This window comes from Rhodanobacter sp. Soil772, assembly GCF_001428385.1.
In the GTDB taxonomy this organism is placed as follows: Bacteria; Pseudomonadota; Gammaproteobacteria; order Xanthomonadales; family Rhodanobacteraceae; genus Rhodanobacter.
The window spans coordinates 992531-1015590 of sequence record NZ_LMSK01000001.1; the positions used below are offsets into that span (position 1 = coordinate 992531).

The 23060-nt window shown below is 67.6% G+C and carries 26 protein-coding genes; 2 read left to right on the forward strand and 24 right to left on the reverse strand.

Going from position 1 to position 23060, the window contains the following annotated elements; translation table 11 throughout:
* Position 1: 1 nt before the first annotated feature.
* The 15 genes from hisF to ASG75_RS04765 all read right to left on the reverse strand — a co-directional run bounded on the left by hisF (position 2) and on the right by ASG75_RS04765 (position 11507).
* Positions 2 to 772: an imidazole glycerol phosphate synthase subunit HisF gene (gene hisF, locus ASG75_RS04700; RefSeq protein ID WP_056386161.1), complete on the reverse strand. Its 771-nt coding sequence runs from the start codon at positions 770 to 772 to the stop codon at positions 2 to 4.
* Positions 766 to 1494, reverse strand: coding sequence for a 1-(5-phosphoribosyl)-5-[(5-phosphoribosylamino)methylideneamino]imidazole-4-carboxamide isomerase (hisA, locus tag ASG75_RS04705; protein ID WP_056386163.1), 729 nt, complete (start codon positions 1492 to 1494; stop codon positions 766 to 768). Before hisA ends, hisF begins: the two co-directional genes overlap by 7 nt.
* Positions 1491 to 2081: an imidazole glycerol phosphate synthase subunit HisH gene (gene hisH / locus ASG75_RS04710; protein WP_056386165.1), complete on the reverse strand. Its 591-nt coding sequence runs from the start codon at positions 2079 to 2081 to the stop codon at positions 1491 to 1493. Before hisH ends, hisA begins: the two co-directional genes overlap by 4 nt.
* A complete protein-coding gene (gene hisB / locus ASG75_RS04715) occupies positions 2081 to 3151 on the reverse strand; it encodes a bifunctional histidinol-phosphatase/imidazoleglycerol-phosphate dehydratase HisB (RefSeq protein ID WP_056386168.1) in 1071 nt (356 codons plus the stop codon). Before hisB ends, hisH begins: the two co-directional genes overlap by 1 nt.
* Positions 3148 to 4215: a histidinol-phosphate transaminase gene (gene hisC / locus ASG75_RS04720; protein WP_056386170.1), complete on the reverse strand. Its 1068-nt coding sequence runs from the start codon at positions 4213 to 4215 to the stop codon at positions 3148 to 3150. Before hisC ends, hisB begins: the two co-directional genes overlap by 4 nt.
* Positions 4212 to 5519: a histidinol dehydrogenase gene (hisD, locus tag ASG75_RS04725; RefSeq protein WP_056386172.1), complete on the reverse strand. Its 1308-nt coding sequence runs from the start codon at positions 5517 to 5519 to the stop codon at positions 4212 to 4214. Before hisD ends, hisC begins: the two co-directional genes overlap by 4 nt.
* Before the next feature lie 13 nt (positions 5520 to 5532).
* Positions 5533 to 6426, reverse strand: a complete 894-nt coding sequence (gene hisG, locus ASG75_RS04730) for an ATP phosphoribosyltransferase (protein WP_056386174.1) — start codon at positions 6424 to 6426, stop codon at positions 5533 to 5535.
* Positions 6423 to 6761 (reverse strand): YerC/YecD family TrpR-related protein, encoded by a 339-nt coding sequence (locus tag ASG75_RS04735; RefSeq protein WP_056386175.1) that lies wholly within the window; start codon positions 6759 to 6761, stop codon positions 6423 to 6425. Before ASG75_RS04735 ends, hisG begins: the two co-directional genes overlap by 4 nt.
* A 203-nt stretch (positions 6762 to 6964) precedes the next feature.
* Positions 6965 to 7126, reverse strand: a complete 162-nt coding sequence (locus tag ASG75_RS15895; protein ID WP_015447337.1) for a 30S ribosomal protein THX — start codon at positions 7124 to 7126, stop codon at positions 6965 to 6967.
* A gap of 67 nt (positions 7127 to 7193) precedes the next feature.
* Positions 7194 to 8150: a cation diffusion facilitator family transporter gene (locus ASG75_RS04740; protein ID WP_056386178.1), complete on the reverse strand. Its 957-nt coding sequence runs from the start codon at positions 8148 to 8150 to the stop codon at positions 7194 to 7196.
* A gap of 45 nt (positions 8151 to 8195) precedes the next feature.
* Positions 8196 to 8630: a MerC domain-containing protein gene (locus ASG75_RS04745; RefSeq protein WP_056386179.1), complete on the reverse strand. Its 435-nt coding sequence runs from the start codon at positions 8628 to 8630 to the stop codon at positions 8196 to 8198.
* A gap of 98 nt (positions 8631 to 8728) precedes the next feature.
* The gene (locus ASG75_RS04750; protein WP_056386181.1) at positions 8729 to 9244 is read right to left on the reverse strand and encodes a transcriptional repressor; all 516 of its coding nucleotides are present in this window, start codon (positions 9242 to 9244) and stop codon (positions 8729 to 8731) included.
* 31 nt (positions 9245 to 9275) lie between these two features.
* The gene (locus ASG75_RS04755) at positions 9276 to 9554 is read right to left on the reverse strand and encodes a hypothetical protein (RefSeq protein WP_056386184.1); all 279 of its coding nucleotides are present in this window, start codon (positions 9552 to 9554) and stop codon (positions 9276 to 9278) included.
* A gap of 35 nt (positions 9555 to 9589) precedes the next feature.
* On the reverse strand, positions 9590 to 10990 hold the full coding sequence (gene gltX, locus ASG75_RS04760; RefSeq protein ID WP_056386185.1) for a glutamate--tRNA ligase: 1401 nt from the start codon (positions 10988 to 10990) through the stop codon (positions 9590 to 9592).
* An 85-nt stretch (positions 10991 to 11075) separates the two neighbouring features.
* Positions 11076 to 11507 (reverse strand): DUF4399 domain-containing protein, encoded by a 432-nt coding sequence (locus ASG75_RS04765; protein WP_056386187.1) that lies wholly within the window; start codon positions 11505 to 11507, stop codon positions 11076 to 11078.
* 145 nt (positions 11508 to 11652) lie between these two features.
* Here ASG75_RS04765 and ASG75_RS04770 point away from each other — a divergent pair, with 145 nt between their 5' ends.
* On the forward strand, positions 11653 to 12813 hold the full coding sequence (locus ASG75_RS04770) for a glycosyltransferase family 1 protein (protein ID WP_056386189.1): 1161 nt from the start codon (positions 11653 to 11655) through the stop codon (positions 12811 to 12813).
* The gene (locus ASG75_RS04775; protein WP_056386192.1) at positions 12782 to 13345 is read left to right on the forward strand and encodes a phosphatase PAP2 family protein; all 564 of its coding nucleotides are present in this window, start codon (positions 12782 to 12784) and stop codon (positions 13343 to 13345) included. Before ASG75_RS04770 ends, ASG75_RS04775 begins: the two co-directional genes overlap by 32 nt.
* A 291-nt stretch (positions 13346 to 13636) precedes the next feature.
* Here ASG75_RS04775 and accD read toward each other — a convergent pair whose 3' ends face one another.
* From accD to ASG75_RS04820, 9 genes are all read right to left on the reverse strand, one after another.
* Entirely contained in the window at positions 13637 to 14506 is an 870-nt protein-coding gene (gene accD / locus ASG75_RS04780) for an acetyl-CoA carboxylase, carboxyltransferase subunit beta (RefSeq protein ID WP_056386194.1), read from the reverse strand.
* A gap of 51 nt (positions 14507 to 14557) precedes the next feature.
* Positions 14558 to 15370 (reverse strand): tryptophan synthase subunit alpha, encoded by an 813-nt coding sequence (gene trpA, locus ASG75_RS04785; RefSeq protein ID WP_056386195.1) that lies wholly within the window; start codon positions 15368 to 15370, stop codon positions 14558 to 14560.
* Entirely contained in the window at positions 15367 to 16578 is a 1212-nt protein-coding gene (gene trpB, locus ASG75_RS04790) for a tryptophan synthase subunit beta (RefSeq protein WP_056386197.1), read from the reverse strand. Before trpB ends, trpA begins: the two co-directional genes overlap by 4 nt.
* 67 nt (positions 16579 to 16645) lie before the next feature.
* Positions 16646 to 17650 (reverse strand): cupin-like domain-containing protein, encoded by a 1005-nt coding sequence (locus ASG75_RS04795; RefSeq protein WP_235580145.1) that lies wholly within the window; start codon positions 17648 to 17650, stop codon positions 16646 to 16648.
* A gap of 5 nt (positions 17651 to 17655) precedes the next feature.
* The gene (locus ASG75_RS04800; protein WP_056386202.1) at positions 17656 to 18279 is read right to left on the reverse strand and encodes a phosphoribosylanthranilate isomerase; all 624 of its coding nucleotides are present in this window, start codon (positions 18277 to 18279) and stop codon (positions 17656 to 17658) included.
* On the reverse strand, positions 18276 to 19058 hold the full coding sequence (truA, locus tag ASG75_RS04805; RefSeq protein WP_056386204.1) for a tRNA pseudouridine(38-40) synthase TruA: 783 nt from the start codon (positions 19056 to 19058) through the stop codon (positions 18276 to 18278). Before truA ends, ASG75_RS04800 begins: the two co-directional genes overlap by 4 nt.
* Before the next feature lie 107 nt (positions 19059 to 19165).
* Positions 19166 to 21538 (reverse strand): FimV/HubP family polar landmark protein, encoded by a 2373-nt coding sequence (locus ASG75_RS04810; RefSeq protein WP_056386206.1) that lies wholly within the window; start codon positions 21536 to 21538, stop codon positions 19166 to 19168.
* A gap of 175 nt (positions 21539 to 21713) precedes the next feature.
* On the reverse strand, positions 21714 to 22010 hold the full coding sequence (locus ASG75_RS04815) for a hypothetical protein (RefSeq protein WP_056386207.1): 297 nt from the start codon (positions 22008 to 22010) through the stop codon (positions 21714 to 21716).
* Position 22011: 1 nt separating this feature from the next.
* Positions 22012 to 23043 (reverse strand): aspartate-semialdehyde dehydrogenase, encoded by a 1032-nt coding sequence (locus tag ASG75_RS04820; protein WP_056386210.1) that lies wholly within the window; start codon positions 23041 to 23043, stop codon positions 22012 to 22014.
* Between the last annotated feature and the right edge of the window lie 17 nt (positions 23044 to 23060).

The following is a 23060-nucleotide window of genomic DNA, read 5'->3' on the forward strand; positions in this document are numbered from 1 at the left end:
CTTAGAGGCGAACGGCCACACCCTGGCCGCGCAGATAGTGCTTGAGTTGCGGGATCGCGATGGCGCCCGAATGGAACACGCTGGCCGCCAACGCACCATCCACGTCGGCATCGATGAAGACATCCCGGAAATGTTCCAACTCGCCGGCGCCGCCCGAGGCGATCAGCGGCACATGGCAAACTGCGCGCGCCGCTGCCAGCTGTTCCAGATCGTAGCCGCGACGCACGCCGTCGCTGCCCATGCAGTTCAGCACGATCTCACCGGCGCCGCGCTGTTGCGCCTCGGCCATCCAGTCCAGCGTACGGCGCGGCAGGACTTGCGTCTTCGCGGGGTCGCCGGTGTACTGGCGCACGCGCCATTCGCCATCGGCATCGCACAGCGAGTCGATGCCGACCACTACGCACTGCACGCCGAACGCGGCAGCCAGCTCGTCGATCAACCCGAGCCGCTCCAGCGCCGGCGAATTCACCGAGATCTTGTCCGCGCCGGCGTACAGCACCGCACGCGCCTCGTCGACCGAGCGGATGCCGCCGGCCACGCAGAACGGGATGTCGATCACCCGGGCGACTTTCTCGACCCAGGTACGATCCACGCTGCGCCCCTCGGGGCTGGCGGTGATGTCGTAGAACACCAGCTCGTCGGCGCCTTCGTCACGGTAGCGCAGCGCGAGATCGACGATCTCGCCCATCACCACGTGATCGCGGAAGCGCACGCCCTTGACCACTTTGCCGGCGCGCACGTCCAGGCAGGGAATGATGCGTCGACTCAGCATGCCAATGCCTCCTCGACGGTGAAGCGCCCTTCCAGCAGCGCACGACCGAGAATCACGCCACGTGCGCCGGCTTCGCGCGCGGCACGAATGTCGTCCAGCGAGCGCACACCGCCGGACGCCTGCACGGCCAGCGACGGCACGCTGTCGGCGAGGTGTCGATAAAGATCGAGGTTGAAACCGGCCAGCATGCCGTCGCGATCGATGTCGGTGCACAGCAGGTGGCGCGCGCCGCGCGCGGCATACCACGGCGCCAACTCGTCCAGCGTACGCGTCTCGGTTTCGGTCCAGCCGGCGCTCGGCAAGGTCCAGCGGCCGTCGATACGACGCGTATCGAGCGCGAGAGTCAATCGTTCGGCGCCGTACCCGTCCAGCCAGCCGGCCACGAGTTCGGGATCGCGGATCGCCACGCTGCCCAGCACCACGCGATCCACGCCGGCGTCGAACAATCGTTGCAGATCATTTTCGTCGCGTACCCCACCGCCGGCCTGGACCTGCATGCCATCTGCCGCGATCGAACGGATTACCGCGAGATTGTCCAGCCGACCCGAGCGCGCACCATCCAGATCGACCAGGTGCAACCAGTGTGCGCCGGCATCGGCATAACGCCGCGCCAGTTCACGCGGATCGGCCGCATACGTGGTCTGCTGCGCATAGTCGCCCTGTTTCAGGCGCACCACTTGGCCACCGCGCAGGTCGATCGCGGGGATCACGTCGAAGTTCATAGTTCGAGGAAGTTCTTGAGCAGCTTCGCGCCGACGGCAGCGGAGCGCTCGGGATGGAATTGCATGCCGTAGTAGTTGTCGCGCGCGATCACGGCGGAAAATGCCTCGCCGTAGTCGCTGGTGGCGAGGGTCCAGTCGCTCACCGACACCGCATAGCTGTGCACGAAGTACGCCTGCTCATCGTCGCCCAGCCCGGCCAGCAGGGGATGCGCCTGCTTCGCGCTCAAGCGGTTCCAGCCCATGTGCGGCACGCGCAAACCAGGAGTTTCGGCGAAACGGCGCACCGGCACCGGAATCAACCCGAGGCATTCGGTATTGCCCTCCTCCGAATGCGCGCACAACAGCTGCATGCCCAGACAGACGCCGAGCACCGGCTGGTTCAGCGAACGCAACAGCTCGACCAGGTCCAGCTCGCGCAGCCGTGCCATGCCGGGGCCAGCGGCGCCCACGCCGGGCAGGATCACCTTGTCGGCGGCGCGGATCGTCGCCGCGTCCGCGGTCAGCGCGGCATCCACGCCCAGCCGTTGCAACGCGTAACGCACCGAACCGATATTGGTACCACCGGCGTCGACCAGGACCACGCTCATCACAGCGCGCCCTTGGTACTGGGCAGCTCGCTGCCCTCGCGGCGGATCGCCTGGCGCAGCGTGCGTGCCACCACCTTGAAGCAGGCTTCGACCATGTGATGCGCGTTGTCGCCGTGCACGGACAGGTGCAGGTTTGCGCCCAGGCTCTCGCACAGCGAGCGGAAGAAATGCGGCACCAGTTCGGTCGGCACTTCGCCCACGCGCTCACGCGGGAAGCTGCCCTCGAACACGAAGTACGGCCGGCCGGACAGGTCCAGCGCCGCGCTGGCCTGCGCCTCATCCATCGGCAGAGTGAAGCCGTAGCGGCCGATGCCGCGCTTGTCGCCGAGCGCCTGCTTCAAGGCCCCGCCCAGCGCCAGCGCGCAGTCCTCGATGGTGTGGTGCTCGTCGATGTGGGTATCGCCGTCGCATTGCAGCTCCAGTGCGAAGCCGCCGTGCTTGCCGATCTGCTCCAGCATGTGGTCGAAGAAACCCAGCCCGGTATGTACCTTCGGCTCGACCGCCCGGTCCAGATCGACGCTGACCGTGATGCGGGTTTCCTTCGTGTTGCGCACCACCGTGGCCGTGCGCGGCGCGTCCAGCAGCTGGTGCGCCAGCGTCGCCCAGTCGAGTCCAAGTGGGCCTACACGAAAACCGCGCACGCCAAGATTTGCGGCAAATTGCAGGTCGGTCTCGCGGTCGCCCACCATCGCCGATGCCGCGCGGCTCCAGCCGTCGTCGGCGAGGTAGTGCCGCAGCATGCCGATGCCGGGCTTGCGCGTGTCCTTGCCGTCGTGCGGGAAACTGCGGTCGATCAGCACTTCGCGGAAGCGAATGCCCTGCGAGGCGAGGATGCGCAGCAGCAGTTCGTGCGGTCCGGTGAAATGCGACTCCGGGAAACTGTCGGTGCCCAGGCCATCCTGGTTGGTCACCATCACCAGTTCGTAACCGGCCGCGACGAAACGCTGCAGCGCGGCGATCACGCCCGGCAGCAGGGCCAGCTTTTCGTAGCTGTCGATCTGCTCGTCGGTCGGCTCCTCGATCAGGCAACCGTCGCGGTCGACAAAAAGTAACTTGCGGTTGCTATTCATGCCGACCCTTGACCGGAAGCCAGCACGGCCAGCACCCGATCATTCTCCGCGGGCGTGCCGATGGTGATGCGCAGTGCATCGCCGAGGTTCGAGTAACGGCGCACGTCGCGCACCACGATGCCGGCCGCGAGCAGGCGCTGGTACATGGCAGCAGCATCGTCGAAGCGCACGGCGAGAAAGTTCGCCTGCGACGGCAACACCTCGCGCACGCCAGGCAACCGGCGCAGTTCAGTCTGCATCCGCGCGCGCTGCTCGCGCACGATGGCGACATGCCCTCGTGCATTCGCCTGGCCCCAGCCGGACAACGCCAACAACGCGGCGTCCACGCACGGCAGCGGCAACGGGTATGGCGCCATGATCCGGCGCAACAGCGCGATCACCTCAGCATTCGCCAGCAAACTACCGACGCGTACACCGGCCAGTGCCCAGGCCTTGGACAAGGTGCGCAACACGGCCAGGTTGTCGTAGCGGTCGATCAGGTCCGCCACGCTGCCGGCGTCGCTGAACTCCACATAGGCCTCGTCCACTACCAGCAAGGCGCGATCGCGCAGTGCCTGCGCCAGCCGCTCGACGCTGGCGCGCGGCACCGGCTGACCGGTGGGGTTGTTCGGCGTGCAGATGAAGACCAGTTTCACCGCGGGAGTCAGCGCCGCCAGCACGGCGTCCACGTCCAAGCTGAAATCCGCCGCCAGCGGCACCTCGACGATGCCTGCATCCTGCACTCGTGCGCACACCGCGTACATGCCAAACGTCGGCGGCTGGATCAGGATCGCATCGCGGCCGGCGCGGCAGAACGCGCGCACCAGCAGGTCGATCGCCTCGTCGCTGCCGCGGCCGACCAGCAGCTGCTCGCGCCGCACACCGTAGAGTGCCGCCAGCGCATCGACCAGCGCCGCGGGCTGCGGTTCGGGATAGCGGTTGCAGCCGAGGCCGTCGTCGCCCACCGGGGTCCACGCCGATTCGTTCGCGTTGAGGAAGACCTCGCCGCCGCTAGCCTCCATCCGCGCCGAGGAATACGGCTGCATCGCACGGATTTCCGGCCGCGCCAGATCGAGCACGCTCATGACTTTGCCTCCAAGGCTGCCAATCGCAAGGTCACCGCGCGGCGGTGCGCCTCCAGTTGTTCGGCCGCCGCCAGCGTCGCCGTGCACGGACCGATGTTGCGCAAGCCTTCCTCGCTGACTTCCTGCACGCTGATCTGCTTCTGGTAACTGGCCACCGATACGCCGCTGTAGCTGCGCGCGTAGCCGTAGGTCGGCAGCACATGGTTGCTGCCGCTGCAGTAGTCGCCCACCGATTCGGGCGTCCACTGGCCGAGGAAGATCGAGCCGGCGCTGTCGATGCCATCGAGCAAGGCGCGCGGCGCGGCCACCTGCAGGATCAGGTGCTCGGGCGCGTAGCGGTTGCTCACGTCGACCGCCTGCGCCAGCGAGTCGACCGCGATCAGCCGGCTCTGCGCCAGCGCCTGGCTGGCGATCGCACCGCGCGGCAATTCGGCGCATTGGCGTTCGACCTCGGCGGCCGCCCGGTCCAGCAATTCGGCGGACGGGCTCAGCAGGATCACCTGCGAATCCGGCCCGTGCTCGGCCTGCGACAGCAGGTCGGCGGCGACGAACACCGGGTTCGCCTCGGCATCGGCGATCACCAACACTTCCGACGGGCCCGCCGGCATGTCGATCGCGGCGCCGTCCGGGTCGGACGACACCTGCAACTTCGCCTCGGTGACCCAGGCATTGCCGGGGCCGAACAGCTTGTCGCACTTCGGCACGCTGGCGGTGCCGTAGGCCATCGCGGCGATCGCCTGCGCGCCGCCCAGCTTGAACACTTTGTGCACGCCGGTGAGGCGCGCGGCATACAGCACCGCCTCGTCGCAGCGCCCATCGGCGCGCGCCGGCGAGCACAACACCACCTCGCGGCAACCGGCGATATGCGCCGGCACACCCAGCATCAAGGCGGTCGACGGCAGCGGCGCACTGCCGGCCGGCACGTACAGGCCGACCCGGCTGATCGGGCGCAACATCCGCTCCACCCGCACGCCGGGCGCGGTGTCCACCGCTAACGGTTGCGGTGCCGCCGCGCGATGAAACAGCTCGATGCGTGCGGCCGCTTCGCGGATCGCCGCCTTCAGGGCCGGATCGAGAATGGCTTCGGCCGCAGCGAATTCGGCCTCGTCCACCTCGATCGCGCCCAGCGTGCAGCCGTCGTATTTCGCGCTGAGCTCGCGCAACGCCGTGTCGCCGCGTTCGCGCACGCTGGCGATAATCTGCTCGACGCCCCGGCGCAGTTCGTCCGCGCGCGACTGCGCGGGCCGCGCCAGCGCATCGCGGCGCGCCGCTTCATCCAGTGCGTTCCAGTCCAGACGTTTCATGCGAACCTGCTCTTCATGCCAGCATCTTCTCCACCGGCAGCACGAACATCTCGCGCGCACCGGCCTTCTTGATTTCTTCCAGTTGCCGCCAGCTCACCTCGCCGGCACACAGCGCCTGCAGCATCAGCTGATCCGGTTGGCCGGCCACCGCCAGCAGGGTCGGCTGCGGGCCGCCCGGCAGCAGGCGGGTGACGGCTTCCAGCGTGTGGCGCGAGGTCTGCAACAGCAGCAGGCGCGATTCGCGCACCTGGATCACCCCGTCCAGCCGCTTCAGCAGCAACTCCAGCATGTCGCCGCGCTCGTCCACCGGCAGGGTCAGCGGGCCGGCCAGCACGGCCTCGCTTTCAAGCAGCACATCGGCTTCGCGCAGCTGGTTCGCCACCAGAGTGCCGCCGCTCTGCACCAGATCGCAGATCGCGTCGGCGGTGCCCAGCTTCGGCGCAATCTCGACCGAACCGGTCAGGGTCACCACGCCGGCATCGATCCCCTGCGTGCGCAGCCATTCGCCCAGCAGGCCCGGATACGACGTGGCGATGCGCCGGCCCTGCAGTTGCCTGGGCTCGTGGTAGTCCAGTTCCTGCGGCACCGCGATCGACAGCCGGCAACGTCCGAAGCCGAGCGGACGCAGCTCGCTGAGCGGTTCGGCATCGCGCCCCGTGGTGAGCTGGAACTCGCTCAGTACGTTGCGCCCGACGATGCCGAGGTCGCACACGCCTTGCGCGATCAGGCCGGGAATATCGTCGTCGCGCACCAGCAACAGGTCGACCGGCTCGCCCTCGCCGAAGCAGAACAGCTTGTCGCGGCTTTGCCGGAAGGTGAGTCCGCAACGGGTCAGCAGCTCCAGCGCCGGCTCGGTCAGCCGGCCGGATTTCTGCATCGCGATGCGCAAGCGGTCGCGCGTTTTCATGCCTTTGCCTTTTTCGCTGCCAGCGACTGCCGCCGCGCCGCACGGGCCGCGGCCGCCAGATAGCCGCCGCTGCCCTGGTTGAGGTAGCGCGCCACCCGCCCGATGGTGGTGATGCTGACTGCGGTGCGCTCGTGGATCTCGCGGTACGACACGCCTTCCAGCAGGTACGGAACCACCCGCCAGCGATCCACCAGCACCTCGAGCTCGGCCGGCGTGCACAGGTCGCTCAGGAAGGCGCCCATCTCCTCGCTGTTCTTCAACGAGAGCAGCGCCTCGTAAAGGCTCTGCTCGGCGGATTCGTCAGGAGTTTCCGGATCGCGTGATCGACGCTTCATAATGTACTAATGCATTAACACAGTGGTGCGCATCATACACGGCATGCGGCACTGCGGCAAACCTGCTTTTCGCCGGTATCAATTCGGGTTCAGCGGCGGTTGTCCGAAGCGCTCGGGGCGGCTCCGGCAGCTTTCTCCTCCCCATAAACAAAGACCCCCGCCGAGGCGGGGGTCTTGTGAACCTGGTGCAGGCCGGAGTCGGCTCAGGCCGACTTCTTCTTCGGCGCGGCCTTCTTGGCGGCGGCCGGCTTGGTCACGGTCGGCTTGGCGCCCACCACGGCCGGCAGCACGCCGTGTGCACGGGTATTGCCGTAGCTGCCGCGATAGGTCTTGCCGCGACGGGTCTTGCGATCGCCCTTACCCATGGGGAACTCCTTGATTTATTAGATGAACGGCCTGCCATCATAGCAGTGTCGGAGCCGTACGGGATAGTCAGGGCTGACCGTGCCCGGCGCAGTCTCCGCTGGCATCGAGGCACTTGCCGGGGTCGATCTGCACGGTCACATGCTGGATCCCGAAGCGCTCCAGCAACATCCGCTTGATCGCCTGCAAGGCCTGCGCGCCGTCGGCATGCTCATCCAGTTCGGCATGCACGGTGGCCATGCGCGAACCCGACGCCAGTTGCCACACGTGCAGGTGGTGAATATCGCGGATGCCAGGATCGGCCGTGCGTAGCGACGCCTCCACCAGCGCGCTGTCCATGCCGTCGGGCACGCCTTCCAGCAGGATGTGCGCGGACATTCGCAGCAACCGCCATGCGCTGCCCAGGATCAGCAGCGAGACCAGCAACGACAGCACCGGATCGGCCCACAGCCAGCCGAACCAGCGGATCGCCAGCGCCGCCAGCACCGCTGCCAGCGAACCGAGCAGGTCGCCCAGGACATGCAGGCTGGCGCCGGCCAGGTTGACGTCGTCATGCGCATGCCCGTGCAAGGTGCGCAGCACCAGCGCATTCACCAGCAGCCCCGCGATCGCCACGGCCAGCATCATCCCGGACAGGATTTCTCCGGGATGCAGCAGCCGCGCGACGGCCTCGTAGACGATCCAGCCGACCAGCACGAACTGGCCCAGTGCACTGACGAAACCTGCCAGCACTTCCGCCCGGCCATAGCCGTAACTGCGCCGCGCATCGGCCGGCCTGGTTGCCATCCACGCGCCGATCACCGCCAGCAGCAGGGCCAGCGCATCGACCATCATGTGACCGGCGTCGGCCAGCAAGGCCAGCGAGCCGGACCATGCGCCGCCGACCACCTCGACCACCATCATCACGCTGGTCAGGACGAACGCAAACAACAGCTTGCGGCTGCGCCCGCCGGACGCAAGGGCGTGTCCATGCGCATGGTCGTGTGCGTGGTTGTGCGGGTGGGCGTGGGTGTGTGGCGTGCTCATGCGCGCATGCTAGGAACGGCCGCCGCCGTTACACAATCACCACGTTCAGTGCGCGCATTGCGGGCCATGCACGTGGGCGTTGCCGTTGCGGCCGTCCAGCCGCAGGTTGGCGAAATGCGCGGCGGCCAGCAGCAGGCCGCCGCAGGTCACCAGCACGCTGTGCAGGATCAGCAAGGAGCCATCGATGTAGATGACGCCGAGCAGCAGCAAGGCCAGCCCCGGCACCGCCAGCCGCAACGGCAGCTGGCGCTGGTGCCGGCGATAGCCGCGGACCAGCACGAACGAGGCCAGCACGCAGGCGCACAGCACGAAAACGCGCTCGAAACGATGGTCGGCGAGGAATTCCAGGCCCAGCAAGGGCAGCAACGCGAGCACGAAGGGCAACAGCGCGCAGTGGATCGCGCACAGGAAAGAAGCCATCGCGCCAACGCGATCGGCGGTATGCCACCAACGGGATTTGTTCGCCTGCTCGGAATCCATCGACCTGCCCCGGCGTCGCCAGACGTGGCGACTCTGTACCCGGTCGCCTGTATGTTACTTTATAACACTATCGACCGCCATACCCCGTGAACCCGGGCTCAGGCCTTGCGGCAGTTCCTGCAGGTACCGTGCACTTCCAGGGTTTGCGCCTGCGGACGGAAGCCGAGTGCCTTGGCTTGCGCCTCGATCAGCTCGGCGACCCGTTCGTCGCAGACTTCCTGGGCACTGGAGCAGATATCGCAGATCAGGAACGGCACCTGGTGCGCCTCGGCCGGGTGGTGGCAGGAGACGAACGCGTTGATCGATTCCAGCTTGTGGATGAAGCCGTTCTCGAGCAGGAAGTCGAGCGCACGGTAAACCGTCGGCGGCGCGGCGTTGCCGTGCTTCTCGCGCAGCTGGTCGAGCAGATCGTAGGCCTTGACCGGCTTGTGCGCGGTCGCGACCAGTTCGAGCACTTCCTTGCGCAGCGGGGTCAGGCGCAGGCCGCGCTCTTCGCTGGCATGCTCCACGGCACGCACGAACCCCTTCGCATCCTCATGATGATGATGCGGATGGTGCGCGTGTGGATTGTGGGCGACTTCGTGGCTCACGCGTTTCACCTCAGGGTGGATCATACACTGGCAACCGCATCGCTCCAGGCAAGGCTCAACGCCGCAGTGGCGGCGGCTGCGGGCGTGGCGCAGGGCGCGGCCTGGCCAGGATCACGATCCAGCCGATCGGCCCCAGCACCCACGCCCACACGATGCCTTCGAACAGGCGTCCACGCCACCAGCCGAGCAGTGCGCCCACCGCGACGAACAGCAGGCTCCACCAGAACATGGCTGCCCACGGCAGCATATTCAACAGGTTGAAGAAAATGTGCCAGAACGCACCCGGCGCGTCGGGGTCGACGCCCTGAGTGGCCCTGGCCAGCAGTTCGTCCACGTCGAGTTCAGCGCGTCATCGTCATGGCGGGAAGTTCACCCCCGAGCGATGACGATCGCGGCGTCGATGCGCTTGAGCGCTTCGTCGCGGCCGGTCAGGTAGATCGTGTACTCGATCGACGGCGAGACCTGGGTGCCGGTCATCGCCACCCGCAGCGGCTGCGCGATCTTGCCCATGCCCAGCTCAAGCTTCGCGGCCACCTGCTCGATCACCTGGTGGATCGGCTCCGGCTGCCATTCGCACCCGGTCAGCAGCGACTTGGCCGCGTCGAGCACGGCAACCGCGCCGTCGTTCTTCAGATGCTTGGCGACCGCCTTGTCGTCCCATTCGGCGATCGGCGCGTACCAGATCTTCGCGCGCTCGGCCATTTCCTTCAGCGTGTGCACGCGGTCGCGCAATGCCACGATCACGTCGACCGGCGCCGGGCCGTGCGACGTATCGATGCCGGCGCGCTGCAGGTGCCACTCGAATTCGGCGGCCAGCGACTGCGGATCATCCGTCTTCAGGTAGTGCTGGTTGAGCCAGGCCAGCTTCTCGGTGTCGAAGCGCGAGGCGGCCTTGTTGACGTCGGCGATGTCGAACAGCGCGATCATCTCCTCGCGCGAGAAGATCTCCTGGTCGCCGTGCGACCAGCCCAGCCGCACGAGGTAGTTGAGAATCGCGTGCGGCAGGAAGCCGTCGGCGCGGTACTCCATCACGCTGACCGAGTTGGTGCGCTTGGACAGCTTCTTGCCTTCCTTGTCGAGGATCATCGGCAGGTGCGCGAACTCCGGCACCTTCGCACCTAGCGCGTGATAGATGTTGATCTGCCGCGGGGTGTTGTTGACGTGGTCGTCGCCGCGGATCACCTCGGTGATGCCCATGTCGATGTCGTCGACCACCACTGCGAAGTTGTAGGTGGGCCAGCCGTCGGAGCGGAAGATCACCAGATCGTCCAACTCGCTGTTGGCCCACTCGATGCGGCCCTTCACCTTGTCGTCGAACACCACCGAGCCTTCGCTCGGATTGCGGAAGCGGATCACGCGGTTCGGGTTGTCGCGGCAAGGTTCGTTGCGGTCACGGTAGTAGCCGTTGTAGCGCGGCTTCTCGCCCTTCGCCATCGCAGCCTCGCGCATCGCCTCGATCTCTTCCTTGCTCTCGTAGGCGTAGTACGCCTTGCCGGCAGCGACCAATTCGTCGGCAACCTGCTTGTACCGCGCAAGCCGCTGGGTCTGGTAGAACGGGCCTTCGTCGGCGTCGAGGTCGAGCCAGTGCATCGCGTCGAGGATCGCCTGCACCGCCGCGTCGGTGGAACGCTCGCGATCGGTATCCTCGATGCGCAGGATGAATTCACCGCCGCGACGGCGCGACTCCAGCCAGCAATACAGCGCGGTGCGCGCGCCGCCGATATGCAGGAAACCGGTGGGGCTGGGGGCGAAGCGGGTGCGAACGGTCATCGGGATATCGGCAGCGTGGGAGCGAAGCTGCCGATTTTAACCGATCTGCCGCCGGCAGCCCGCGGATCGCTCACTTCACCCGGGATTACTTCACGTGGATGGTGATCTTCTTCGACACCACCGCCGGATCGAACGGTACGTGGTTCTGGTCGCCCAGTTCCAGCTGCAAGGTGTGCGTGCCGGGTTTCAGCTTCAGCGTGGTCTCGGTCTGGCCGCCACCGAAGTGGATGTGGTTGGCGTCGTTCGGGATCGGCTGGCCGGCAGCGGGCAGTTCCTTCACGTCGACCAGCAGGTGATGGTGGCCGGTGTGTTCCTTGGTCACCCCGGCCGGCGCCACGCCCATGCCCTTGAGGCCGAAGCGCACGGTGACGTCCTGGCCCACGGTGGCGCCGTTGGCGGGCGAAATGATGTAGACCGCGGCGCCGCCGGGTGCCGGGGTGATCGGCAGGCCAGCGTCGGCGGCCAGCGCGGCACCGGTCAGCCCGGTCAGGGCAAGTGCGAGCAGGATACGTTTCATCGTCGGTCTCCAGCGGTAAAGGACGACCCAGTGTAAGCGCTGCGACGCCCTCGCGGCACCCGCAACGTCACCGCGACGTCATGCGCCCGCCACGTCGCCGCAACGCTGGCCGGCGAAGCTGTGCCCAGCCAGCACGGGTATCGTCATGCGCATCGGCATCGTCAGCGAAACCTATCCACCGGAAATCAACGGCGTCGCGCTGACCGTGCACAGCCTCGCCGCCGGACTTGCCGCGCGGGGCCACAGCATCGACCTGATCCGCCCGCGCCAACCGCAGCCATATGGCGATGAAGCCGGCATCGACGCGCTCGAACTGCGCGGGGGCGCCCTGCCCCGTTACCCGGGCCTGCGCTTCGGCCTGCCGGCCGGCCGCACGCTGCGCCGGCACTGGTCGAAGCAGCGCCCCGACGCGGTCTACGTGGCCACCGAAGGGCCACTCGGCTGGTCGGCCATGCGTGCCGCCAAGCGACTGGGCATCCCGCTCAGCAGCGGCTTTCATACCCGCTTCGACAACTACGCCAGCCACTACGGCCTGAGCCTGCTCACGCCGCTGGTGCGCGGCTACCTGCGCCGCTTCCACCAGCGTGCCGCCGCCACGCTGGTGCCGACCGACGCGCTCGCACAGGAGTTGCACGCCATGGGTATCACCAACGCCTGCCTGCTGCGCCGCGCGGTGGACACGCAGCTGTTCCACCCGAACCGGCGCGATGAAGCCTTGCGCGCCAGCTGGGGCGTGGACGCCGCCACGCCGGTGGTGCTGTACGTCGGACGCATCGCGCCGGAGAAGAATCTCGAACTGGCCGTGCAGTCCTTTCGCGCGATCCGCCAGCAGGTGCCACAAGCGCGTTACGTATGGGTCGGCGACGGCCCGGCCCGCGCCGCGCTGCAGGCCGCGCATCCGGATTTCATCTTCGCCGGCGTGCAACGCGGCGAGGCGTTGGCGCGGCACTACGCCAGCGCGGACCTGTTCCCGTTCCCCAGCCTCAGCGAGACCTTCGGCAACGTGATCATCGAGGCGCTGGCCGCCGGCCTGCCGGTGGTGGCGTACGCCGAAGGCGCCGCGCGCGAGCATCTCGTCGACGGCGTCAACGGTTACTGCATCGCATCGGGCAACGCAGCGGCCTTCATCGAGGCGGCGGCGAAACTGGCCGGCAATCCGGCGCTGATCCGGCACATGGGCCGCGCCGGCCATGCCGGCATGGCCGGGCTTTCGCCGGACGCGGTGATCCGCGATTTCGAAACCCTGCTGCGCGACATGGCCGAGGAGAACCTGCATGAACACGCCTCCATCGCTGCCCACATCTGAGCTTCTTCCCGGGCCGCGTTTCGCGCTGGACCGACGCGTTTGCGTGATCGCCAACCACTGGGGTGCCCGGCGTCTGGTGGGCCTGTTCTTCGGCATGGTCAGCCGGCTCGGCGACGGCGTGTTCTGGTATGCACTGATGGCCGCGCTGGCCGTGCTCGGCGGCCAGCGCGGCATCGCCGCGGCCGCGCACATGGCGGTCACCGGACTCGCCGCCTTGCTGCTGTATCGCCTGCTGAAACGCTGGACACGCCGCCCGCGTCCCTACCGCGCCTGCCCCGGCGTGATCGCGCACGTGCCGCCGCTGGACGAGTTCAGTTTTCCGTCCGGGCATACCTTGCAGGCAGTGGGTTTCAGTGTCGTGGCGCTGGCCTGGTATCCGTCGCTGGCACCGCTGCTGCTGGGTTTCACTGCGCTGGTCGCCGTCTCGCGAGTGATCCTCGGGCTGCACTATCCCAGCGACGTGCTCGCCGCGATCGTCATCGGCGGCGGTCTGGGCAGCGCATCGCTGTGGCTGCTGTCCTCATTCAACTGAGCCTTGCACTGCACAGAATATGTGCACGCCGTCGGCAGTGCCTTTGCACTCAGACAGATAGCGCACTTGTCCACAGGCTTTACCGCGCACGCTCCACAATCGCTGTGGAGAACTTCGCCCGACTGCGCAACATCTCGACAACGCGTAGCAAGTGCTTGATGGACAAGTGGCGAATGTCGCTTGTCCACAGGCTTTACCGTGACACTTCCACAGCAGCTGTGGAAAACCCGGTCGCACAAACGACGATGCCGCCCGAGGGCGGCATCGCATCGCTGCAGCAAGCGTGACCGATCAGGCTGCGCGCGGCGCCTTCATCAGGATGCCGAGCAGGTCGGCCAGCTTGTCGCGCATCTCGCGGCGGTCGACGATCAGGTCGATCGCGCCGTGGTCGAGCAGGAACTCCGAACGCTGGAAGCCTTCCGGCAAGGTCTCGCGCACGGTCTGCTCGATCACGCGCGGGCCGGCGAAGCCGATCAGCGCCTTCGGCTCGCCGATATTGATGTCGCCGAGCATCGCCAGGCTGGCCGAGACGCCGCCGGTGGTCGGGTTGGTCAGCACGCTGATGTACGGCACGCCGGCGTCGCGCAGGCGCGCCAGCGCGGCCGAGGTCTTGGCCATCTGCATCAGCGAGAACAGCGCCTCCTGCATGCGCGCGCCGCCGGTGGCGGAGAAACACACCAGCGCACTCCTGTCGGCCAGCGCGCGCTCGGCGGCACGCGCGAACTTCTCGCCGACCACCGAGCCCATCGAGCCGCCCATGTAGGCGAACTCGAACGCCACCGCCATCAGCGGACGGCCCTTGAGCTTGCCGCTCATCGCGACCATCGCGTCCTTCTCGCCGAGCTTCTTCTGGGTCGCGACGATGCGGTCGCGGTACTTCTTGGAATCACGGAACTTCAGCGGATCGGTCGGCTCGAGGCTGGCCCACAGTTCCTGCGCGGAACCTTCATCCAGCAACGCGCCCAGCCGCGCACGCGCGCTGATGTAGTGGTGATGGCCGCACTTGGGGCAGACCATCAGGTTGCGCTCCAGCTCCGGCTTGTACAGCACGGTGCCACAACCGCCGCACTTCTCCCACACGCCTTCAGGCACCGAACCCTTGCCGCCATTCGGACTCTGCGGGCGAGTGCGCGGGTTCATGATTTTCTGCAGCCAATTCATTGCATCACCCTGACTGTTCGTGAGCGCGCCGCGATCAGGCGGTGCGCGTCCTCAATGCCTAGCGAGCGGCGTATCCAGCGCGGTGCGGATCGGCGCCAGGAACGCTTGCGCGCGCGTGGCGATTTCCGCGGCATCCGTCGCCCCGGCCAGCCGCTCGACCAGCGCGCTGCCGATCACCACCGCATCGGCGAAACCGGCAATCGCCTGCGCGCTCGCTGCATCGCGGATGCCGAAACCCACCGCCACCGGCGCCTTCGCATGAGCCCGGATATCGGCCACGCGTGACGCGATGTCGCCGGTGCTCAAGTGTGCCGCACCGGTGATGCCGGCAAACGAGACATAGTACAGGAAACCCTCGGCCGAACCGCACAACTGCGCCATACGCGAGGGTTCGGTGGTCGGCGCGGCGAGCAGGATCTGCTGCAGCCCAGCGTCGCGCAACGGCTGCAGGACGGCGGATTCCTCCAGTGGGCAATCGACCAGCAGCACGCCGTCGACGCCGGCCTGCACGGCCTCCTGCGCGAAGCGCGCGTAGCCGTGGATCTCGACCGGGTTCAGATAGCCCATCAGCACGATCGGCGTGTCCGCATCGCGCTGGCGGAACGCGGCGACCCAGTCCAGCACGTCGGCCAGGCCCACGCCTTTCGCGATCGCCCGCTCGCTGGCGTGCTGGATCACCGGGCCATCGGCCATCGGATCGGAGAACGGCACGCCCAGCTCGATCAGGTCGGCGCCGGCGTCGACCAGCGCGTGCATCAACGCCACCATGTGCTGCGGCGACGGATCGCCGGCGGTGACGAACGGAATCAGGCCGGTGCGGCCGGCAGCTTTCAGTGCGGCGAAGCGACGGTCGATACGGCTCATACCTCGACTCCTTCGCGTGCCGCGATCGTGTGCACGTCCTTGTCGCCGCGGCCGGACAGGTTGCACAGCACGATGCCGTCCTTCGGGTATTCACGCGCCAGCTTGATCGCCTGTGCCACCGCGTGGCTGGATTCCAGCGCGGCCAGGATGCCTTCGGTGCGTGCCAGCAGATGGAACGCGGCCAGCGCCTCGTCGTCGGTGATGCCGACGTAGTCGGCGCGGCCGGCGTCCTTCAGGAACGCGTGCTCGGGGCCGACGCCTGGATAGTCGAGGCCGGCCGAAACCGAGTGCGTCTCGGTGATCTGGCCGTTGTCGTCGCACAGCACGTAGGTGCGGTTGCCGTGCAGCACACCGGGCCGGCCGGCCGCCAGCGACGCGGCATGATGTCCCGTCGCGATGCCCTCGCCCGCCGCCTCGGCGCCGACGATGCGCACGTCGGCATCGTTGAGGAAGGCGTGGAACAGGCCGATCGCGTTGGAGCCGCCGCCGACGCAGGCGGTGAGCACATCGGGAAGCCGACCGTACTGCTCCAGCATCTGCGCGCGCGCCTCGCGCCCGACGATCGCATTGAAGTCGCGCACCATCAACGGATACGGGTGCGGCCCGGCCACCGTGCCGATGATGTAGAAGGTGTCGGCGACGTTGGTGACCCAGTCGCGCATCGCCTCGTTCAGCGCGTCCTTCAGCGTCTTCGAGCCGGAGGTGACCGGCACCACCTCGGCGCCGAGCAACTTCATGCGGTAGACGTTGATCTTCTGCCGCTCGATGTCGACCGCACCCATGTAGACCACGCACTTCAGGCCCAGCCGTGCCGCCACGGTGGCGCTGGCCACGCCGTGCTGGCCGGCGCCGGTCTCGGCGATGATGCGGGTCTTGCCCATGTTGCGCGCCACCAGCGCCTGGCCGACGGTGTTGTTGATCTTGTGCGCGCCGGTGTGGTTCAGATCCTCGCGCTTGAACAGGATGCGCGCGCCACCGACATGCTGCGACAGCCGCTCGGCGTGGTAGATCGGGCTGGGGCGGCCGACGTAGTGCTTGAGATCGCGGTCGAGTTCGGCGATGAACGCCGGATCGTCGCGCAGGCGCAGGTAGGCTTCGGTCAGTTCAGCCAGCGGCGCCATCAGGGTCTCGGCGACGTAGCTGCCGCCGTAGTTGCCGAAGCGGCCGTGCGCGTCGGGGTAGGCGTTGTAATCCACGATCTTGCTCATGTCCTCACTCGTTGGCATGCCGCACTGCGGCAGGCGGCCATCTTAACGGCAAGCCCGGCAGAAGGGGTCACAGATAGCGCCGGATGGTTTCGCGCAACTCGGCCAGCTGTTCGGGCGTGAGCGGACCGAGTATCCCGCGCCGGTCGGCAGGGATGTGCGCGGCGGGATCCTCGTCGTCGAACACGTAATGGTCCAGCAACGCCTTCCACGCGGCCCGTTCCGCAGGCGGCAGCGAGCGGAAGGCGAGGATGCAACGCATCAGGCAGCCCAGCGCGGTGTTCGGTGCATAACCGCCGGCAGGCACGGGTTTCCACCAGTAATTCACCAGTGCGTTGATCCGCTCCAGCGACTCGACGTGATGCCACCACATCGGCGGGATGTAGATCGCGTCGCCGGGATGCAGCTCCGCCACCTGCGCCTCGGCCAGGGCCAGCTTCAGGCGGGGATAGCGCGGATCGTCCGGGCGATCGAGCCGGGCGATACTGATCGCCGCGCCGGTGGGCGCGAAATCCAGCGGCCCGACGTACAGGTTGCGCGCCTGCTCCGGGGCGAACAGGGTGAAGCGCCGCACGCCGCAAACCACGCAGGCGACGTTGTGGTATTCGTCGAAATGCGCCGGCGTGGTGACCTGGTTGCCGATCCAGATGCGCGGCTGGATGCTGCGCTCGAGAAACGGAACCGCGTGATCGTCCAGCAACCCCGGCAGGCAGGCGGAAATCAACGCGCTCTGCATCGCCAGGCCCGGCGCGTCCGGCTGGCGGCTGTACTGCGCCAGCCGCTGCAGACCCTGGGTGATCGAGACGCGGTGATGCGCGTAGTTGAAGCTGTCGAACGCCGCGTTGTAACCGATCACCCCGCCCTCCTCCGGCGGCATCAGCAGCGCATCGACCTCGCTGCCGTCGTCCAGCGCGGCCAGACCCTGGGCAAATGCGGTGTCCGACCGCCGCGCCCAGGCCACCATCGGCCAGTCGCGGCACAGGCCGCGGATGACCAGCGGGCGCGCGCGGCCGACCAGCTCGGCGAGTGCGATCGGCTGGCCGGCATCGCGATGTTCCTCGATCGCAGCGGGCATGTCGCTCACTCCGCGTCGGCCGCGCGCACCGCACGGATGAAGGCTGCCAGCCGCGCCGGGTCCTTGATCCCCGGTGCCGACTCCACGCCGCTGGCCACGTCCACCGCCCACGGGCGCACCGTGCGCACGGCATCGCCCGCGTTGCCGGCATGCAGGCCGCCGGCCAGGATCAGCGGCTGCGCCAGCTCGCCCGGCAGCAACGACCAGTCGAAGGTCTTGCCGCTGCCACCGGCCTCACCGGCAGCGTGGCCGTCCAGCAACAGGCCGGCGGCATGCGGATAGTCGTGCAGGCGCGGCAATGCCGCCGCGCCCTCGCCCATCGCGATGGCTTTCAGGAACGGACGGCCAAACTGTGCGCACCAACCGTCGCTTTCGTCGCCGTGGAACTGCAGCAACGCGGGTTGCACTTCGTCGAGCACCTGCCGTACCAGATTCGCTTCGTCGTCCATGAACAGCGCGACGGTGGCGACGAACGGCGGCAACGCCGCGACGATCTCGCGCGCCCGCGCCAGCGTCACCTGCCGCTTGCTGCGCGCGCTGAACACCAATCCGATCGCATCGGCACCGAGGCGCGCAGCGAGCAGCGCATCCCCGACCCGGGTCATGCCGCAGCACTTGATGCGGGTCACTGGCCGGCACCCATCAGGCAGACTTCCGGCGGCAGGCCCCAGTGCGCCTCGTAGCGCGGGCCGACGAAGGTCAGCCCCGAAGCCAACGCCGTCGGGCCGGCCACCTGGCGATCGCGGCCGGCCAGCAGTTCGGCCAGCCATTCCACCGGCCGTTCGCCGCGGCCGATCAGCAGCAGCGAGCCGACGATATTGCGCACCATGTGATGCAGGAACGCGTTCGCCTCGATGTCGACGAACAACTGCTCGCCCTCGCGCCGTACGCTCACCGCCAGCACGCTGCGACGCGGATGCGCAGCCTGGCAGGACAAGGCGCGGAACGCGCTGAAATCGTGCTCGCCCAGCAGCGCCTGCGCCGCCGCGTGCATGCGCTCGGCGTCCAGCGGCAAGCGTTCCCAGGTGACGTAGCGCGCATCCAGCGCCGCACGTACCGGCCGGTTGAGGATGTGATAGCGGTAACGCCGGCTGCGTGCCGCGTAACGCGCGTGGAAACTGTCCAGCACCGGCTGCGCCCATAGCACCGCCACGCTGGCCGGCAGATTGGAACAGGTACCCAGCACCCAGCCGCGCATGTCGCGGCGCGCCTCGGTATCGAAGTGCACGACCTGGCAGCGCCCATGCACGCCGGCGTCGGTGCGTCCCGCGCAACTGACCTCGACCGGATGGTCGGCGACTTTCGACAAGGCCTGCTCCAGCACTCCCTGCACGCTGACGTCCGCCTTCAGACGCTGCCAGCCGTTGAAATCGGTGCCGTCGTATTCGATGCCGAGAGCGATGCGCATGGGGTCGTGCAGGAATCCGCCGAAAGAAGAAGAAAGATTAGCAGGCCGCAACGGCATCGGGCCGGCAGGAGCCGGCCCGATTCATCCTGCGGGTTGTGCCCGACGATTCAGTGCAGGCTGTCGAGCAGACGTTTGGCGACGTCCCTCTGCATCTGACTGCCTTCCTTGATCACCTCGCCCAGCATGGCGCGGGCGCCTTCGGCGTCGCCCATGTCGATATACGCGCGGGCCAGGTCGAGCTTGGTGTCCACCGGATCGTCGTTGAACTCGCCCAGGTCGTGGCCCTCGTCGGCCGTCTGGCGCGCGCTGTCCGCTTCGTCGAAATGCCAGCTCGCGGCCGGCTCGGCAGGGGCCGGCCGATCCTTCGCCAACGGCGCGGCCACGGTGGCGTCGTCCGATGCCGGCGCAGGACGGGACGCCGGTTCGGCCGCAGTCTGGGTCAGGTCGAAGTTGAAGTTGTACTCGCTGACCCGCTTCGGCCCGCTCGACGGCAACGGCGGCATCGAGGAAGCGACCGTGGGCGCATCGCCCTCGTCGGCATAGTCGTCGATGTCGAACTCGCCGCGTGCCTCCGCGTTGTCATGCGCCGCCGGCTCGGCGTGATGATCAAACAGCGGGTGGCCGGGCACCAGGTCCTCGCCCATGTGCAAAACGTCCTGCCACTCGTCCTGCTGCGGGTCGGTGATGTGGGCGTGCATCGCCTCGGCCGCCGCCTCGAAATGCTCGACGTCGCGGCGCGAGTAGTACAGGGTGACCAGTTCCAGATGCAGGTCGATGTCGTCCGGGTGTTCGGCCAGCTGGTCGAGCAATTCGTCCTGGTCGACATCGTCGCCGAGAAGATCCTGGTCGGCGGCAGACGTCGAGCCGAAACGGTCCGCCAGCGACGACGCGGATTGCGGGGCGGCAGCACCCGGCTTGCGCCGACGGCCGAGCATCGCCAGCAGGATCAGCAGCACGATCGCGCCGGCTCCGGCCGCCCAGGCCCAGGTCTGCATGTACCACGGCTGCTCGACCGCCGGTGCGGCGGCCGGTTGACTGGCCGGCTTCTCCACCGGCTTGACCGGTGCCGGCGTCGCGATCGGCGTGGTGACCACGGACGCACCGCTGGTCGGTGCACTGGCCAGGCTGGATGTGCCCGCCGGCGTGGTGACTGCCACCGCGGTCGAACCCGCAGCGACCGGAGCCACGACAGCATTGGCGGCGGTGCTGGCAGTGGCGGTTTCCAGGTTGGCTTCCGCCGGCGTCGCCGCCGCGACAGCCTTCGCCGTGCTGGCCGCAGCAGCCGGCGGCATACCGGTGGCCTTGCGCGCAGCGGCCAGCTTGGCCTGCAGCTCGGCGATCTCGTTGTCCTTCAGCGACAACAGGCGCTCGTTCTTGTTGTTGATGTCCGCCAGATCCTTCAGGCGGGTCTTCAGATCGGTGCTCTGCTGCTGCAGGCTGGCCAGGCTTTCCCGGGTGCGCAGGAGGTCTTGGCGAAGGCTGGCGCTGGCCTTGTCGCCGGCACCGCCGCCCCGGGTTCCCGCGCTGGTGCCTTCCTTTGCCGGCACCAGCGCAAGCCGGTCGCCGGTGTCCGGCGCACGGACCGGCGCACCGGAGCTGGGGGCGCGGGTTGCGGCGTCGGCCACGACCGTGGGCTTGCCCGGCACGCCGGCACGCCAGTCGCTGTTCTGCCGGCGCACTTCGGCGACGGCGGCAGCGATCGTCATCGCCTGCGTCTCGGCCGACGTCGGCACGCGCAACACCGCGCCGCTCTTCAGCGCGTTGATGTTGTCGCGGTAGAACGCGCCAGGATTGGCCTGCTGCAGCGCCAGCATCACCTGCTGCACGTCGGCGCCGGCCGGCGCCACGCTGCGCGCGATGCCCGACAGCGTCTGGCCGCGCTCGACCGGACCGTACTGGCCGTTGCTGACCACCGGCGCCGCCGGCTTCGGGGCCGGCTTCGAGGCCGGGGTCGGGACTGGCGCAGGCGCGGGTGCCGCCGGCTTGGGCCGGGCGGCCACCGGCGCCGCGGCCGGGGCCTTCGGGCGCTGCGCCGGCTGGGGTTGGCTCGGCGTCGGCGCAGCCGCGACGGCAGTTGCTGCCGGCGCATTCGGCGGGTCGAGCAGGATGGCGTACTCGTGCACGCTCTTGCCGGCCTTGCCGTTCACTTCGATCAGGAGGTCGAGGAAGGGATCATCCACCGGCGTGCTGCTGGTGATGCGGATGACCGGATGACCGGCGCCGGCATCGGCCACGCTGAAATGCAACGGGATCGTGGTGCGCCCGCCGACGATGCCTGCGCGCGCGAATTCCTCGCTGGAGGCCAGCTGGACGGTGAGATTCTGCAACTCCGCCGGGCTGTCGGGATGCACGGGAATCTCGGCCAGCAGTGGCTGCCCCAGCGCCGATTTGACCTGAATCTGGCCAAGGTCCACAGCCATGACCTGGCTGCTGCCCAGTGCCAGCGCGATCAGCATCGACAACTTCAACGAACGATTCATTGCGTGTTCCCCCGAACGATCCTGGCGCAACTCTTTATGGTTATGGTGTTGCCGCAATGACGGCGACTACCCCAAACTGAGGTGCCACTTTAGTTATATGCAGGCCAATCAACAATAGCTGCAGCGAATACTTGCAGTACATTGCTGCGGTGTGTTCTCACCGCCGCGGCGCTTTCTAACGCGAGTCCGAGGTCGGCTCGGTCTGCAGCTCATGCAGCTGTTTTTGCAGCTCGGCGATGGCCTGGTCCTGCTGCTGCAGACGCTCACTGGCCCGCTCGCTGTCCGATTCCTGCCGGTTGAGGTCCTGCTTCAACCGTTTCACTTCGGCCTGGCGATTGACCAGCTGCTGCTGGGCGGCTGCCGGCGATATCACCGCTGCCGGTACCGCCGACGGCGACTTCGCCCGGTCACTGGTCCAGGCTGTCGAAACAAGCATAAATCCAACAATGACAATGAGTTGCATCAAACGCATCTTAGAGATAATCCTCAATCAGCAGTTCGGCGATCTGCACCGCATTCAGCGCCGCGCCCTTGCGGATATTGTCCGAGACGATCCATAGGTCCAGCCCGCGCTCGTGCGAGATATCCTCGCGGATGCGCCCCACGAACACCGCGTCGTTGCCGGCCGCCTCGCCCACCGGGGTCGGATAGCCGCCCGGCTTGCGCTCGTCCATCAACACCACGCCCGGTGCCTGCCGCAGCAGTTCGCGGGCCTGTTCAGCAGTGATCTTGTCGCTGGTTTCGATGTGCACTGCCTCGGAATGGCCATAGAACACCGGCACGCGTACCGCGGTCGGGTTCACCTGGATCGACTCGTCCTCCAGGATTTTGCGGGTCTCCCACACCAGCTTCATCTCTTCCTTGGTGTAACCGTTCGGCTGGAAGTCGTCGATCTGCGGAATCACATTGAACGCGATTTGGGCCGGGAATTTCTTGCCCGGCTCCACGCTTTGGAAGTTCAGCAAGGCCGCGGTCTGCTTGCCAAGCTCCTCCATGCCGGTGCGACCGGCACCGGAGACGGACTGGTAGGTGGCCACGTTGATCCGCTCGATCTGCACCGCGCGGTGGATCGGCGCCAGCGCCACCAGCATCTGCATGGTCGAGCAATTCGGGTTGGCGATGATGCCGCGGTGGGTGTACTGGGCGATCGCGTGCGGGTTGACCTCGCTGATCACCAGCGGGATGTCGTCCTGGTAGCGGAACTCCGAGGTGTTGTCGATCACTACCGCGCCGGCCGCCGCCGCGCGCGGCGCGTGTTCGCGGCTGACCGAGCCGCCGGCCGAGAAGAACGCGATGTCGACGCCGGCGAAATCGTAGGTGTCCAGCAGCTGCACGGTGATGTCCTTGCCGCCGAACTTGACCTTGCCGCCGGCCGAACGCTCGCTGGCCAGCGGCACCAGTTCGCTGATCGGGAACTCGCGCTCGGCGAGGATCGCCAGCACGGCCTCGCCGACCGCGCCGGTGGCGCCGACCATGGCGACCTTGTAACTGCTCTTCTGACTCATGGGTGGTGTTCTTCGTT

Excerpts from the sequence above, each read along its gene's own strand:
- hisF (WP_056386161.1), bottom strand. The coding sequence starts at position 772 with ATGCTGAGTCGACGCATCATTCCCTGCCTGGACGTGCGCGCCGGCAAA.
- hisA (WP_056386163.1), bottom strand. The coding sequence starts at position 1,494 with ATGAACTTCGACGTGATCCCCGCGATCGACCTGCGCGGTGGCCAAGTG.
- hisH (WP_056386165.1), bottom strand. The coding sequence starts at position 2,081 with ATGAGCGTGGTCCTGGTCGACGCCGGTGGTACCAATATCGGTTCGGTG.
- hisB (WP_056386168.1), bottom strand. The coding sequence starts at position 3,151 with ATGAATAGCAACCGCAAGTTACTTTTTGTCGACCGCGACGGTTGCCTG.
- hisC (WP_056386170.1), bottom strand. The coding sequence starts at position 4,215 with ATGAGCGTGCTCGATCTGGCGCGGCCGGAAATCCGTGCGATGCAGCCG.
- hisD (WP_056386172.1), bottom strand. The coding sequence starts at position 5,519 with ATGAAACGTCTGGACTGGAACGCACTGGATGAAGCGGCGCGCCGCGAT.
- hisG (WP_056386174.1), bottom strand. The coding sequence starts at position 6,426 with ATGAAAACGCGCGACCGCTTGCGCATCGCGATGCAGAAATCCGGCCGG.
- ASG75_RS04735 (WP_056386175.1), bottom strand. The coding sequence starts at position 6,761 with ATGAAGCGTCGATCACGCGATCCGGAAACTCCTGACGAATCCGCCGAG.
- ASG75_RS15895 (WP_015447337.1), bottom strand. The coding sequence starts at position 7,126 with ATGGGTAAGGGCGATCGCAAGACCCGTCGCGGCAAGACCTATCGCGGC.
- ASG75_RS04740 (WP_056386178.1), bottom strand. The coding sequence starts at position 8,150 with ATGAGCACGCCACACACCCACGCCCACCCGCACAACCACGCACACGAC.
- ASG75_RS04745 (WP_056386179.1), bottom strand. The coding sequence starts at position 8,630 with ATGGATTCCGAGCAGGCGAACAAATCCCGTTGGTGGCATACCGCCGAT.
- ASG75_RS04750 (WP_056386181.1), bottom strand. The coding sequence starts at position 9,244 with ATGATCCACCCTGAGGTGAAACGCGTGAGCCACGAAGTCGCCCACAAT.
- gltX (WP_056386185.1), bottom strand. The coding sequence starts at position 10,990 with ATGACCGTTCGCACCCGCTTCGCCCCCAGCCCCACCGGTTTCCTGCAT.
- ASG75_RS04765 (WP_056386187.1), bottom strand. The coding sequence starts at position 11,507 with ATGAAACGTATCCTGCTCGCACTTGCCCTGACCGGGCTGACCGGTGCC.
- ASG75_RS04770 (WP_056386189.1), top strand. The coding sequence starts at position 11,653 with ATGCGCATCGGCATCGTCAGCGAAACCTATCCACCGGAAATCAACGGC.
- ASG75_RS04775 (WP_056386192.1), top strand. The coding sequence starts at position 12,782 with ATGAACACGCCTCCATCGCTGCCCACATCTGAGCTTCTTCCCGGGCCG.
- accD (WP_056386194.1), bottom strand. The coding sequence starts at position 14,506 with ATGAATTGGCTGCAGAAAATCATGAACCCGCGCACTCGCCCGCAGAGT.
- trpA (WP_056386195.1), bottom strand. The coding sequence starts at position 15,370 with ATGAGCCGTATCGACCGTCGCTTCGCCGCACTGAAAGCTGCCGGCCGC.
- trpB (WP_056386197.1), bottom strand. The coding sequence starts at position 16,578 with ATGAGCAAGATCGTGGATTACAACGCCTACCCCGACGCGCACGGCCGC.
- ASG75_RS04795 (WP_235580145.1), bottom strand. The coding sequence starts at position 17,650 with ATGCCCGCTGCGATCGAGGAACATCGCGATGCCGGCCAGCCGATCGCA.
- truA (WP_056386204.1), bottom strand. The coding sequence starts at position 19,058 with ATGCGCATCGCTCTCGGCATCGAATACGACGGCACCGATTTCAACGGC.
- ASG75_RS04810 (WP_056386206.1), bottom strand. The coding sequence starts at position 21,538 with ATGAATCGTTCGTTGAAGTTGTCGATGCTGATCGCGCTGGCACTGGGC.
- ASG75_RS04815 (WP_056386207.1), bottom strand. The coding sequence starts at position 22,010 with ATGCGTTTGATGCAACTCATTGTCATTGTTGGATTTATGCTTGTTTCG.
- ASG75_RS04820 (WP_056386210.1), bottom strand. The coding sequence starts at position 23,043 with ATGAGTCAGAAGAGCAGTTACAAGGTCGCCATGGTCGGCGCCACCGGC.